Origin of the sequence: Taishania pollutisoli (assembly GCF_014518315.1) — a bacterium.
Classification (GTDB): Bacteria; Bacteroidota; Bacteroidia; order Flavobacteriales_D; family Crocinitomicaceae; genus Taishania; species Taishania pollutisoli.
This window is the reverse complement of sequence record NZ_JACVEL010000002.1, coordinates 79,911-92,122: the sequence shown is the minus strand read 5'-3', so window position 1 is coordinate 92,122 and position 12,212 is coordinate 79,911. Positions and strand designations below refer to the sequence as shown.

Annotated in this window: 13 protein-coding genes; 4 read left to right on the top strand and 9 right to left on the bottom strand. The window is 40.3% G+C overall.

The annotated features are described in order from the left end of the window. Positions 1-50: 50 nt before the first annotated feature. Together H9Y05_RS03510 and H9Y05_RS03505 are read right to left on the bottom strand one after the other, a co-directional pair. The gene (locus H9Y05_RS03510; protein ID WP_163491813.1) at positions 51-1,193 is read right to left on the bottom strand and encodes an efflux RND transporter periplasmic adaptor subunit; all 1,143 of its coding nucleotides are present in this window, start codon (positions 1,191-1,193) and stop codon (positions 51-53) included. Between the two features lie 17 nt (positions 1,194-1,210). Continuing rightward, entirely contained in the window at positions 1,211-1,813 is a 603-nt protein-coding gene (locus tag H9Y05_RS03505; RefSeq protein ID WP_163491814.1) for a TetR/AcrR family transcriptional regulator, read from the bottom strand. Between the two features lie 387 nt (positions 1,814-2,200). Between H9Y05_RS03505 and H9Y05_RS03500 the strand changes: the two genes are divergently transcribed. From H9Y05_RS03500 to H9Y05_RS03490, 3 genes are all read left to right on the top strand, one after another. Next, complete coding sequence (locus tag H9Y05_RS03500; protein WP_163491815.1) at positions 2,201-3,199, top strand: NAD(P)H-dependent glycerol-3-phosphate dehydrogenase; 999 nt, start codon at positions 2,201-2,203, stop codon at positions 3,197-3,199. Between the two features lie 76 nt (positions 3,200-3,275). Further along, positions 3,276-4,547, top strand: coding sequence for an aspartate kinase (locus tag H9Y05_RS03495; protein WP_216713523.1), 1,272 nt, complete (start codon positions 3,276-3,278; stop codon positions 4,545-4,547). Positions 4,548-4,550: 3 nt separating this feature from the next. Then, positions 4,551-5,354: a DNA alkylation repair protein gene (locus tag H9Y05_RS03490; RefSeq protein WP_216713522.1), complete on the top strand. Its 804-nt coding sequence runs from the start codon at positions 4,551-4,553 to the stop codon at positions 5,352-5,354. A 59-nt stretch (positions 5,355-5,413) separates the two neighbouring features. Here the strand turns inward: H9Y05_RS03490 and mnmD are convergent, their stop codons facing one another. Both mnmD and H9Y05_RS03480 read right to left on the bottom strand, forming a co-directional pair. After that, on the bottom strand, positions 5,414-6,079 hold the full coding sequence (gene mnmD / locus H9Y05_RS03485) for a tRNA (5-methylaminomethyl-2-thiouridine)(34)-methyltransferase MnmD (protein WP_216713521.1): 666 nt from the start codon (positions 6,077-6,079) through the stop codon (positions 5,414-5,416). After that, positions 6,080-6,445: a hypothetical protein gene (locus H9Y05_RS03480; RefSeq protein WP_163491819.1), complete on the bottom strand. Its 366-nt coding sequence runs from the start codon at positions 6,443-6,445 to the stop codon at positions 6,080-6,082. 85 nt (positions 6,446-6,530) lie between these two features. On the opposite strand from H9Y05_RS03480, the gene H9Y05_RS03475 reads away from it, so the two are divergent. Then, entirely contained in the window at positions 6,531-7,148 is a 618-nt protein-coding gene (locus tag H9Y05_RS03475) for a YceI family protein (protein ID WP_216713520.1), read from the top strand. 95 nt (positions 7,149-7,243) lie between these two features. Here the strand turns inward: H9Y05_RS03475 and H9Y05_RS03470 are convergent, their stop codons facing one another. From H9Y05_RS03470 to H9Y05_RS03450, 5 genes are all read right to left on the bottom strand, one after another. After that, a complete protein-coding gene (locus tag H9Y05_RS03470) occupies positions 7,244-8,497 on the bottom strand; it encodes a multidrug effflux MFS transporter (protein ID WP_216713519.1) in 1,254 nt (417 codons plus the stop codon). Positions 8,498-8,622: 125 nt separating this feature from the next. Further along, positions 8,623-9,354, bottom strand: coding sequence for a 23S rRNA pseudouridine(2604) synthase RluF (gene rluF / locus H9Y05_RS03465; RefSeq protein ID WP_216713518.1), 732 nt, complete (start codon positions 9,352-9,354; stop codon positions 8,623-8,625). A gap of 2 nt (positions 9,355-9,356) precedes the next feature. Beyond that, a complete protein-coding gene (locus H9Y05_RS03460) occupies positions 9,357-10,472 on the bottom strand; it encodes an endonuclease/exonuclease/phosphatase family protein (RefSeq protein WP_216713517.1) in 1,116 nt (371 codons plus the stop codon). Between the two features lie 10 nt (positions 10,473-10,482). Then, on the bottom strand, positions 10,483-11,409 hold the full coding sequence (locus H9Y05_RS03455; RefSeq protein ID WP_163491824.1) for a rhomboid family intramembrane serine protease: 927 nt from the start codon (positions 11,407-11,409) through the stop codon (positions 10,483-10,485). Positions 11,410-11,447: 38 nt separating this feature from the next. Then, on the bottom strand, positions 11,448-12,203 hold the full coding sequence (locus H9Y05_RS03450; RefSeq protein ID WP_163491825.1) for a rhomboid family intramembrane serine protease: 756 nt from the start codon (positions 12,201-12,203) through the stop codon (positions 11,448-11,450). Between the last annotated feature and the right edge of the window lie 9 nt (positions 12,204-12,212).

The following is a 12,212-nucleotide window of genomic DNA, read 5'->3' as shown; positions in this document are numbered from 1 at the left end:
TTAGGTGTCAGACAGCCTGAAAACAAGTACCTGACAATTGAAGTTAGGTGTTACTTGCTTTCTTCTTTTAATACATCGGCAATTTTAACGAAGTCAGGTTTGATTACTGTTCCTTCTGTCAAAATTCCAATTCCTTCAATCACCAACTGGTCTTTTTCAGTTAATCCTTCATCTACTACAAAGAATTTACCTCCGGGAACGGCTCTCACTTTCACCGGTACTGCTTTTACTTTATCACCATCTAAAATGTACGCCATTCGCTTATCCTGCAACTCTACCGTCGCTTTTTGAGGGATGATAATCACATGCTCCAGGTATGTGGGGATCTGAATAGTAGCACTGTTTCCGGAACGCAGTAATTTTTCCGCATTGGGAAAACTCGCACGTACATTAAATGCTCCCGTTTGTGTGTTTACCTGTCCGCTGAATGTTTGAATTTTTCCCGGATGGTTGTATAAATTACCATTCGACAGGACCATATTTACTTCCGGAATTTTTGCAATTTTCTCCTGGAAGGTTTTCCCCTCGATTTCCGCAACAATATCCAACTGTTGTTTTTCACTGATGGAGAAATAGGCGTAAATAGTACTGATATCTGAAACACGTGTTAGAGGTTGCGCAGTTGCACTGTTTACATAACTTCCGATCCGGTAAGGGATTGTTCCTACCATTCCGTTTACAGGACTTTTTATCGTCGTATATCCGACGTTTGTCACTCCATTGGAATACTGTGCTTTTGCCCGTTGTAGTTCTGCCTTTCGTGCCTGCAATGCCAATTCCACATTTTTCAGTTCAAACGCACTGATAATGCCCTGGTCAACCAATGGTTTTGTTTTTGTTACTTGTAATTCAGCAGTAGCAACTGCGGATTCTGCTGCTGCAACAGAAGCTGCCAAACTTTGCATATCTTGTGAAAATTGCGGGTTGCTGATTCTAAACAGCACTTGTCCTTTTTTCACTTCCTGCCCTTCGTCTACCAGAATCTGTTCGATGTACCCGTCAATTTTCGGTCGAATATCGATGTCCATTATTCCTTCGAGTGATGCCGGGTATTCAGCTAATAAAGTTGTATTTGTTTTTTCCAGGTTTACAACTTTATATGTTCCGATCATTTTTTGAGGTGCTTCTTCTTGTTTCCCTCCGCATGACGCGACCAATCCGATCACTGTAGCAGTTATAAATAAACGTATCATTGTTGAATTGTTTTTTCTCATTGGTTTACATTATTAAATAGAATGGTCATCACCATTTCTTTGCGTTGGTTGTATATTTTTTGGTATTGTTCCTCCGTTGAAATACAGAATATTTCCCGGAATATCGGTTTCATGACAATCGGGAACGAGATGAGTGACATTAAGTTGATCAGGAAATTCACCGGTTCGTACGTCGGAATGGTCCCTTTTTTCATTTCTTCTTCTATTTCCTTTAGAAACAAATGGGTTTCTTTGATCGCTGTCGGGCGGAGCAATGTCTCCATTTGATTATTCAGCTTGCTGGTTTCCTGAATATTAAAAATTTCCAGGAACGGATATGTTTCCCTGAATTCAATTGTATAATCAATCAACGCTTCGACTTTCTCCCGAAACGTACCATCGGAAGCATACACAGCAGCGAAACCAGCACGCATTTCACTGATTATTTCTGTATATACAATGTTAAAAAGGTTCTTTTTAGAACGAAAATAATAATTGACCAATGTCCTGTTAACACCTGCAAAATCTGCTATTTCCTGTGTACTTGCATCAAGTATTCCGGTTGTGAAAAACAGTACTTTCGCACGCTGTTTGATATGTTCTTCTGTTAAGCACTCCATGTTTGACACTCCGTTTGACAATAGTGTCAACAAAAGTACATCAACTTTAAAATACCCGGGTATTTTTTCGTGTTAAATCGGTGTTAAAAAAAGGTAAAAACCACTTGATAAACGCGTATCTTTTTTGATTACCTGCCCCTATTTTGAATGGTATTTTATTGCACCTGGAATCTGTTCAGTTGCAAGATATCTACTGTGGGTTAAACGATTAAAATCAAAACCGGAATAGTTTTTAGTAATCGCCCAATAAAACCATATCGCCATATCGCTATCTGACGATATGGCGATATTCTACGATTTACGCTTCAACCCTATGAATTCTGTCAACAACCTGTATATCTCATTGCTGTTAATTCAAAATAATCCATACATTTGCGGTTGTTAGTAATGAACTCGGAGAAAAAAATAGCTGTAATCGGAGGAGGTAGCTGGGCTACTGCAATCGTGAAAATATTGTGCAACAATGTTTCTTCTGTCAATTGGTGGATGCGAAACGATGCTGCCGTTCGACATATATTAAAGTATCGTCACAATCCCAACTACCTGCAATCGGTTGAATTTGACCTGAACAAGATCAATGTCAGTACCAATCTGGTAGAAATCATTGAACCGGCTGATATTGTCATCATTGCCACTCCTTCAGCGTTTCTGGTGAAAACCTTTGAGAACTTCCCGGTTGAATTGCTCGAAAACAAAGTTGTCTTTTCAGCCGTAAAAGGAATTGTTCCTGAGTACCATGCCATACCTGCACGGTTTATTCATAAAACCTTCCGGACTCCCTACAGTAAGATTGGAATCATTTGCGGTCCCTGCCATGCTGAGGAAGTTGCACTGGAGCGTCTTTCTTACCTGACCATTGCCTGTCAGGAAGATGTCATTGCAGAAGAAATGGCTGAATTCATGTCATGCCGGTACATCAAAACAACAGCTTCTGATGATTTATTCGGAACAGAACTCTCAGCCGTTTTAAAGAATGTGTACTCCATCGCTTCAGGAATTTGCGCAGGATTAGGTTACGGGGATAATTTCCAGGCCGTTTTGATCAGCTGTGCAATACAGGAAATTGAAAATTTCATTGACGAAGTGAGTCCGATTCACCGCGACGTGAAGTCAAGTGCTTACCTGGGAGATTTACTTGTTACCGCTTATTCTAAATTTTCCCGCAACAGGACCTTTGGCTTCATGATCGGGAAAGGATATTCGGTGAAATCCGCTCAATTGGAGATGGACATGATTGCCGAAGGATATTATGCTGTAAAAAGTGTGATGGAAATAAAAAAGAAATTTGAGGTGGAAATGCCCATCGTAGAGGCGGTTTACAATATTCTTTATGAAAAAATCTCTCCTGTGATTGAGATGCGTATTCTCACTGAGAAATTGAACTGAACCTTGTCTGTATTTCAATTTACCGGCCGTTAAAAGCGTCGTAAAATGACCATACGACTACAAAACTTGATCTGATATGAATGTGTTTAAGTTTGGAGGTGCATCGGTGAAAGATGCTGATGCTGTAAGAAATGTTACTGAAATCATCCGGTTATTTGAGGGAAAAAAGCTGTTAATTGTTATTTCCGCTATGGGAAAAACCACCAATGCTTTGGAACTGGTTGTTGACGCCCTCTGGAAACGAAATAAATCCGTATTTGACGAAAAAATTGCGGAGTTAAAATCATTCCATTTCACCATTGCAGATCAACTATTCCCTTCTTCTGCTCATCCCGTATATCAACAATTGAACGAGGTTTTTCAGGCATTGGAAAACCGGTACCAAAATGAAATTCCGGATCATTACAATTATGAATACGATCAAATTGTTTCGTTGGGAGAAGTCATTTCCACGCTGATTGTAGAAGCGTATATCAGCATGTCCGGTTTTGCTTCAAAATGGGTGGACGCCCGCAGACTCATTCGCACCAACAATGTATTCCGCGATGCAGAAGTTGACTGGAAGCGCACGGAAGAACTGATCCGTTCAACGGTATTACCGGCTTTTGAACAGGCAGATATTATTATTACACAAGGTTTCATCGGACATACAGTTGAATTATTAACGACCACATTGGGAAGAGAGGGTTCCGACTTTACTGCGGGAATTTTTGCATACTGTCTGGATGCTGAAAATGTGACCATTTGGAAAGATGTTCCGGGCATGCTAAATGCCGACCCGAAGTACTTTGATAACACGATCAAACTGGATAAGATTTCGTTTAGTGAGGCAATTGAACTTTCTTATTACGGAGCAAGTGTCATCCATCCGAAAACATTGAAGCCACTTCAAAACAAGAACATTTCATTGTTTGTTAAATCATTCGTTGCCCCACAGGCTGAAGGAACAGAAATTCAATCTTCCGGCGCATTCGACCACCTGGTACCGTCCTTTATTTTCAAGGTAAACCAGTTACTCATCTCTTTCCGAACGCGTGACTTTTCATTTATTGTGGAATCACACCTCAGCGATATTTTCAACCGGCTTTCTGAAATCGGGGCAAAAATAAACCTGATGCAAAACTCTGCCCTCAGCTTTTCAATTCTGGTTGATGCCGAAAAAGTAGATATTGAAACCATTCTCAAGACCTTTCGGTCTGACTATGAAGTTCGGTATAACGAGGGGCTGGAATTGGTTACCATTCGACATTATGATCAGGCAACAATTGACCGCGTGACAATTAAAAAAGATATTCTACTGGAGCAATTCTCCCGTCAGACGGCACGGATTGTCATGAAAGACAAATAAGCAATGACCGAAAAGCGAAAAGGGGCACGCTCCACAAAAGATATTCCGGGAGCAATTCTGCAACAATTAAATGAGGGAACGATCGAAACAGCAAATCTTGTAGAATGGCTATCTGTTGATCAGCGATTACTGCTATCGAATATCCTGAAGCACAACAACCGGATTCACTACCTGCAATCGGTACTCGATGAAATTGACCAGCTAAAAAAACAAACCGTCAATACAATCAATGAAGCGATCGGAACTCGTTTGTTTATGCTGACGATTGAGAATAACGACACAGCATTTTCTACTTTGTTAATGCAGCATTCAGCTGATATTGTTCGGTGTTGGGCGACTTATTTCATCGGGAAAAATCAACAGCTTTCCATTGAGAAAAAACTGGAAGCCATTAAGCTTTTTGCGGCAGATGAACATTTTGGTGTGAGGGAAATCTGTTGGATGGCTGTTCGAAAGGACATTACCGATCAGCTGAAAAAAAGTATTGATATTTTATCGACCTGGGCAATCGATGAAAATCCGAATGTGCGTCGATTTGCATGTGAATCCATTCGTCCCAGAGGTGTTTGGTGCACACACATTGATGTATTAAAACAGCAACCGGAACTGGCATTACCGGTATTGAACCCTTTAAAATCCGATCCTGCGAAATATGTACAGGATAGCGTCGGAAACTGGCTGAATGATGCCAGCAAAACCCGCCCTGATTTTGTACAGATTATTTGTCAAAAATGGAAAGAAGAAAGTGATACGAAAGCGACAGGTTATATTATTCGAAAAGCATTAAGGACTCTGAATAAAGAATAATCAGTTATCGCCATATCGGAATATTGCGATATCGCAATGTATTCATTTTTCCCGTTGGATCAACTGTATTTCCACGCCCTTGTCATTTCTCGTTTTCCGGGAGGTCCCGGTAATGCTTCGACGTGAAAACCAAGCGACTTCAAATCACGTTTTACCTGTCCTTTTGCACAATAAGTTACCAAAAAACCACCCGGAATCAGTGCGTCATACATTTTTTTCAAAATAGAAGGGGCCCACATATCTTCCTGCGCCCGGGGGCCAAACGCATCAAAAAAGACAATGTCAAATTCCGCATGGGGCGGCGTAAATTCTTCTATTTTTGCATGGATTTTTTCAAATGAAAACAAATCTGACAATCGGTGTTTGCGGTTCCAATCTGCCTGGTGCAATTCTGCAAAATTTCCCTGGTATTCTTCTCCGATTAATAAACAATAGTCCATCAACATTGCCATCTCCAGTTCTACCGGATACGCTTCAATACCGCTGTAATGAATTGTTCGTTTGAACTGTTCCGATTCAACATACGTCAGTAATGCATTCAATCCCGTACCGAATCCCATCTCAAAAACACGAAGTTCGCGCTTTTCAATTGCCCGAATTCCATGCCGGATAAACACATGAATCGCTTCCTGTACCGCTCCATGAGATGAATGGTATGTCTCATCCAAGTGAGGCACATAAATGGTTTTAGAACCGTCATTTGTTGTAATGATCTCGTATTTCATTTAAACGACATGTAATTCTTCTTCCGTATAATAATCATTCTGGATAAAATAATCAATCATTCCTTCTTTGAGCAGGTGTTGCTGCTGGCGATTGTCAAGTGGAGGTAAGTCCTTCAATAATTTATAATGTGGCCAGTTGTCTCCGTCTCTCCCCTCAAACTCATAATATCCGTATGGTTCCAATAAGGTGCAAATAGCAATGTGCATCAGGTCCGTTTTCTGATTTTTACTGAATTTGCGATACCCCTCTCCCAATTCATTGACTCCAATCAAAAACAGAATAGCGGAAACATCCATTCCTTCTCCAAATTTTTCCTCCAGCAATGATTTCAATTTTTGAAACCTCAATTCTATGTGATGATCCATGTTCTGAAATTATAACGCAAAATTAACAATAGATTTTGACCTTTCTTGTCTTTGAAATTTGTATTTTCGAAAAAAATAGCGTGAAATGAAACAGTTTATTAAGTGTATTACTCTGATTGCGGGTATTGTTGTACTTGCTGCATGTGGAGGAAAAGGTGAACAAACGGACGAAAAAAAAGATGTTACGTATAGTTACAGTCACGAAAATTCGGTGATGGAGTGGACAGCTTTTAAATTTGAAAGTAAAGCTCCGGTGAAGGGAACATTTAACAAGATCACCATTACTTCTGTTAGTGAAGCTGCAGACGTAAAAACATTAGCAGAATCATTTGGTTTTACGATTCCTGTAAGTTCCATCGAAACACAGGATGAATCGCGGAACGCTAAGATCATAGAGTTCTTTTTTGGAACCATGTCAACGGTAGATTTAACTGGTCATATTGTCAAGTTAGCTGATGACGGGACTGCGGAATTGGAAGTAACGATGAATGGCATTACCGATCTTGTAAAAGGAAAATACGAGATTGCAGACAAAAACTTTTCATTCAAGGCAACAATGGACATTGCAAAATGGAATACCAGTAAGGCAATTGATGTGTTGAATGCCGCTTGTAAAGAAAATCATACAGAAAATGGTGTCACTAAAGTATGGTCAGAAGTCGATTTGTCATTTACAACAAAAGTTGTTGAGAACGCGAAATAATCACTTTACAGAACGATTTTATTGAAAGGGCCCGGATAGTAATATTCAGGCCTTTTTGCTATGGCACTTTTCTATTCATAAATATCGCGATATCGTCATATTGCGATAGGACCAGGAGGATGCTCCTCTCCCTTTTCAGCCTTCTTCTTTGCTTTCCGCTTTGCAATTACCGGAGCAACGGACAACAACAACATTACTAAAAACGCTAATAAAAAGATGGTTACAAACAAGGTATTCGAGGAATCTCCCTGAAAGATACCAATCACCGCAGCAACCAGTGCACCGATCCCCATTCTGACCGCACCACCTAATGCTGATGCCGCTCCTGCATTCTCTGTAAACGGTGCCAGGGAAGCAGCTGTCGCATTCGGGTTGATAAATCCAATCAAAAAGAGAATGGAGAAAATACCCGCCACGATCCAGTAATAATGAAGATCGGAACGGAAATTCACGGCAATTAAAATACCGATCGCAACCAGGCTCAATATCCAAGAAGCAACTTTGGCAATTTTTATATAGTTGAAGTACTTCGTCAACAAACCGTTGATGTAACTTCCGGATATCAGACCGGAAGCATTTATTGCAAATAACAAAGAAAAGGTTCCCTGATCCAATTTATGAATCGTCAGAAAAACGAAAGCAGCAGAGGAAACATAGGCGAATAAAATCGACATGGCCAGGCTCCCTGCTAATGTGTAAAATAAGAACGTTTTATTTTGGAAAATCTTCCAGTAATCTGCGGATATCTTTCTAACCTTCAACTTATTTGAATGCATATAGCTACTGGTCTCCGGAAGAAAAAAATAGATTAATGCCGCAACAAATGCTGAAAAAATCGCCAGAAAGTAAAAAATATATTCCCAGTCAGCCTCTTTCAGTAAAAGGCTTCCAAAACTGGGAGCAATCAGCGGAGCAACTCCCATCACCAACATAATTGAAGAAAATGCTTTCGCTCTTTTTTCTTTTTCGTACGTATCACTGATAATCGCATTGGAAGCCACCATTCCGACACATCCTCCCAATGCCTGAAGCAAGCGCATTCCGATCATCGTTTCTATATTGGGGGACAATGCACACCCCACTGCCGCAAGAATATAAATCAACAACCCTGCCAGTAACGGCTTTTTTCTACCGTATTTATCAACAATTGGTCCGTAGATCAATTGTCCGACAGCAATACCGACAAAATAAGAGGTGAGCGTAAAAGCAACCTGTTTTTCATCGGTCCCGAAATCCTCTGCAATGCGTTTGAATCCGGGAAGGTACATGTCGATTGTAAATGGCCCTAAGGCTGCAAGGATTCCAAGAAGAATAATGAGGAATGTCTTATTGATTGGTTTATGTGTCATAACGAAACCACAAAATTAACAGTAATTATCGCGATATCGTCTTATTGCGATAGGACAAAATCATAAATAGTTGTTAAAAACACGGGATCATACAATCGTGGCCTAACTCCCCGGGAAGATTTAAATCAATCGACTGTTTTAGATGAATCAGCGCACAACTGGTTAAGTGTATCCAACTCTTCCTGCGTAAAATGGCGGTATTGACCAACCGGAACATCCAATGAGATATTCATGATCCGGATTCGTTTCAGACTTTTAACCTCATAGCCAAGGTATTCACACATTCTTCGGATCTGCCTGTTTAATCCCTGTGTCAGAATAATTCTGAATTTGAACCGATCCAATTGTTCTACGACACACTCTCGCGTTACCGTATCCAGAATAGGTACTCCGGAACGCATTTTTTCTAAAAATTGTGCTGTAATGGGTAAATCTACGCGAACGATGTATTCTTTCTCATGGTTATTCCTTGCCCGAAGGATTTTATTGACAATATCTCCGTCATTGGTCATGAAAATCAATCCTTCACTTGCTTTATCCAACCTTCCAACCGGGAAAATCCGTTCCGGGTAATTGATGAAATCAACAATATTATCTTTTTCACGTTTGGTATCTGTTGTACAGACGATTCCTCTTGGCTTATTGAAAGCCAGGTATACAGGTGCGGCTTTCTTATCCTGGATTAATTTCCCGTCCACATGAATTTGATCATCCTTTCCAACTTTTGTTCCCATTTCAGGAATCACACCATTAATTTTCACACGACCTTCTTCGATCAGCTTATCTGCCGCCCTTCGTGAGCAAAACCCAATCTCACTCAGGTACTTATTGATGCGTGTCACTTGTCCTTCGCTCATATCTATTTTACTTTACTCACCACACATGAAATGGCACGATGATCGCTGAATGCTCTTTTTTGAATGAAAAAATTTGTTGAAACCAACTCCGGAGAATGAAATACGTAATCAATTCTTCCGGCCGGTAACTTTCCTACATATGTTGAACCGATTCCCGATCCACAACTCAGAAAAGCATCTGTGAGGTGATCTTGAAACTGATTGTAGACAAATGACACTGGTGTATCGTTAAAATCACCACATACGATGACCGGGTAAGGGGAATTCCTGATGTGTTCATTGATTCGGATTGCCTGGTCTGCACGTTTAGGATACGCTGTTTTTAGTTTTTGGACGATTCCTTTCACCACCTCCGACTTTCCTTCTCCTTCATCCTGAATTTTACTGATTCTAAACGACTGCAAATGGACATTGTACACGCGAAATGTATCCTGATTTTTTACAACATCCATGTAAATACAGAAATTGTAATTTGTTTCGTCTTCCGATTCAAAAATAACATCTCCTTTTGCAATGACGGGCAACCTGGAAAACATAACAACACCAAAATGCTGCCTCCCTGTTTTTTTGTAAATGTAGCGTTGATGATGATCTGCACCATCAAATTCTTTTCGAAATAAATCTGTTGTTTGAAATTCCGTCGGGTTGTCTTTTTTATAAAACTCCTGGAAGCAGACAACATCCGGTTGCTGATTAATGACGTAATTAAAGATACTATCCCTGGTCGTGTACTTTTTTTCTCTGTCTTCGTCATACAAGTCAAAAATCTGCACATTGTTTGACACAACTTTAATACTTGTCACTGCATTTTCAGGAAGTTTCACGGATTCTCCATATGCAAACAATCGCAGGAAATAAGGATATCCTGCAACAACCAGCAGCAAGAGTGTAATGCTCCATTTTGCAGAACGAAGAAAGGCCCAGTAAAGAATAACAATAAATGATAAAAACACCAGAATTGGGTACGCCAATCCAAAAAAGGGTAAAATCCACAGGTGCTGAGGATGTATCAACGGAGTCAGGTAAGAAATAAGCAGAGCGACAATAAGGGCCACGGATCCTATTCTCATCACGTTGGAAAAACGTACAATCTTTTTCAGCCTGCTCACCTTACTCATGCCTGTCTCCTTACTGATTTCCCTGCCTGAACAGCAAATCTTTTTCTTCCTTTGTCAAGGATTCATAACCGGATTTTGAAATCTTATCCAGAATTGCATCAATGCGCTCCTGACGTTTTTTTGCTTCCATGTTGTATTCCTCGTCCGTTTTAAACCGCTTTGTTGCTCCCGCTTTTTCTTTAGAATAACGAAAATTTCCGCTGTTTGTTTTCCTTTTTTTGAAAACAGAAACGAGCCCGTCCCCGATTCTGATCCCCCGATTGATGATGTTATTCATACTAAATGGATTGCGAACGGATAAAAAACCTAAAAGCGCCCCTCCCAGATGAGCAAAATAAGCTGTTCCGTCTTTTGTACCCATTCCTGCATTGTACAAATTTACCAGGATAAAGATCAATGCGAGATAGATCAACCGCATATTGAATATCCCCCAGATAGAAACCGTTAACTTCGGTTGATAGAATGCGGTTGCTACCAGAATTGCCATCACGGCACCGGATGCTCCAACAACCATTGTCCCTCCGACTGAAGGAAGGATTAAATGCGCAATCAATTCCAGCAATCCTCCAAAAATACCTCCGAGAATGTATGTATACAGCAAGCGTTTTGCACTGAAGAATTGCTCAAAAATTCTTCCCACACTATACAAAAACACCATATTTAACAACAAGTGAATGAAGCTGTAGTGCGCAAAAATACTTGTAAACAACCCCCAGGGTTTGACAATAAACTCCCTGATGGGGGTAAATAAAGCAAAAACAACATCTGTGAGATCCAGTACCAGAGTCCCCGGAACACCTCCGATAATACTGGAAACAACTTCAAGAATTCCGATGGCAATAAAAACCAGGATGTTGACAAAAATCAACTTCACGGTCATGCCCCCTGTCCGGAACGTATTTTTAAGATCGGTAAGAAGACTATTTTCAGTTTGCATATTCGTGAATTATTACTTAGAAAACAATCAATTGGAAATCAATAGAAATTACGTCGGTCCGTTTTTCTCCAGTACAGTACAAAAACTATACCGACAATCGCCCCTCCGACATGGGCAAGGTGGGCAATGTTATCAATTTTTGTTGAAAAGAAACTCATATAGATTTCATATACCAGATAACCGCCGATCAGGTATTTGGCTTTGATCGGAATAGGCGGAAATAACAGCATTAATTCAGTATTGGGAAAAAGTATCGCAAATGCCGCCAGCAATCCGAAAATAGCACCTGAAGCACCTGCCATTGAGCTAAAAACCATCTCGCTGTACTCGTTAAACAACTCCTGACTGTTAGCTGAAAGTATCGGTAATTGTCTGACATTCCCTCCCCAGATGTATTCGTTGACAACATCTATGTTATAACCATCGGCAATCAGGGCCTGTTTCAGCTGGTGAATCTGCACAACTCCGATTGAATTATACAAGACCAATGCTCCTATCCCACAGGCAAAATAAAATATAAAATATCGTTTCGCTCCCCAGATTCGCTCTAAATGAGACCCGAACATTACCAATAACAACATATTGAACACAATGTGAAAAATATCTGTCGCGCTGTGTGTAAACATGTGTGTAACCACCTGGTATGGTTCAAATGTCGGAGCATTAAAATAATGGGTACTCAAATAGAACGGTAACATCTCATGCCCCATATTGATGCCAACCATCATCACTACATAAACCAGGATGTTGATGATCAGGATGTTTTTTGTTACGATAGGAATGTTATTCAGCATTTCAAAAAA

Bases quoted from the DNA above. Each gene is read 5' to 3' on its own strand.
- H9Y05_RS03510 (WP_163491813.1), bottom strand. From the start codon at position 1,193: ATGATACGTTTATTTATAACTGCTACAGTGATCGGATTGGTCGCGTCA.
- H9Y05_RS03505 (WP_163491814.1), bottom strand. From the start codon at position 1,813: ATGGAGTGCTTAACAGAAGAACATATCAAACAGCGTGCGAAAGTACTG.
- H9Y05_RS03500 (WP_163491815.1), top strand. From the start codon at position 2,201: ATGAACTCGGAGAAAAAAATAGCTGTAATCGGAGGAGGTAGCTGGGCT.
- H9Y05_RS03495 (WP_216713523.1), top strand. From the start codon at position 3,276: ATGAATGTGTTTAAGTTTGGAGGTGCATCGGTGAAAGATGCTGATGCT.
- H9Y05_RS03490 (WP_216713522.1), top strand. From the start codon at position 4,551: ATGACCGAAAAGCGAAAAGGGGCACGCTCCACAAAAGATATTCCGGGA.
- mnmD (WP_216713521.1), bottom strand. From the start codon at position 6,079: ATGAAATACGAGATCATTACAACAAATGACGGTTCTAAAACCATTTAT.
- H9Y05_RS03480 (WP_163491819.1), bottom strand. From the start codon at position 6,445: ATGGATCATCACATAGAATTGAGGTTTCAAAAATTGAAATCATTGCTG.
- H9Y05_RS03475 (WP_216713520.1), top strand. From the start codon at position 6,531: ATGAAACAGTTTATTAAGTGTATTACTCTGATTGCGGGTATTGTTGTA.
- H9Y05_RS03470 (WP_216713519.1), bottom strand. From the start codon at position 8,497: ATGACACATAAACCAATCAATAAGACATTCCTCATTATTCTTCTTGGA.
- rluF (WP_216713518.1), bottom strand. From the start codon at position 9,354: ATGAGCGAAGGACAAGTGACACGCATCAATAAGTACCTGAGTGAGATT.
- H9Y05_RS03460 (WP_216713517.1), bottom strand. From the start codon at position 10,472: ATGAGTAAGGTGAGCAGGCTGAAAAAGATTGTACGTTTTTCCAACGTG.
- H9Y05_RS03455 (WP_163491824.1), bottom strand. From the start codon at position 11,409: ATGCAAACTGAAAATAGTCTTCTTACCGATCTTAAAAATACGTTCCGG.
- H9Y05_RS03450 (WP_163491825.1), bottom strand. From the start codon at position 12,203: ATGCTGAATAACATTCCTATCGTAACAAAAAACATCCTGATCATCAAC.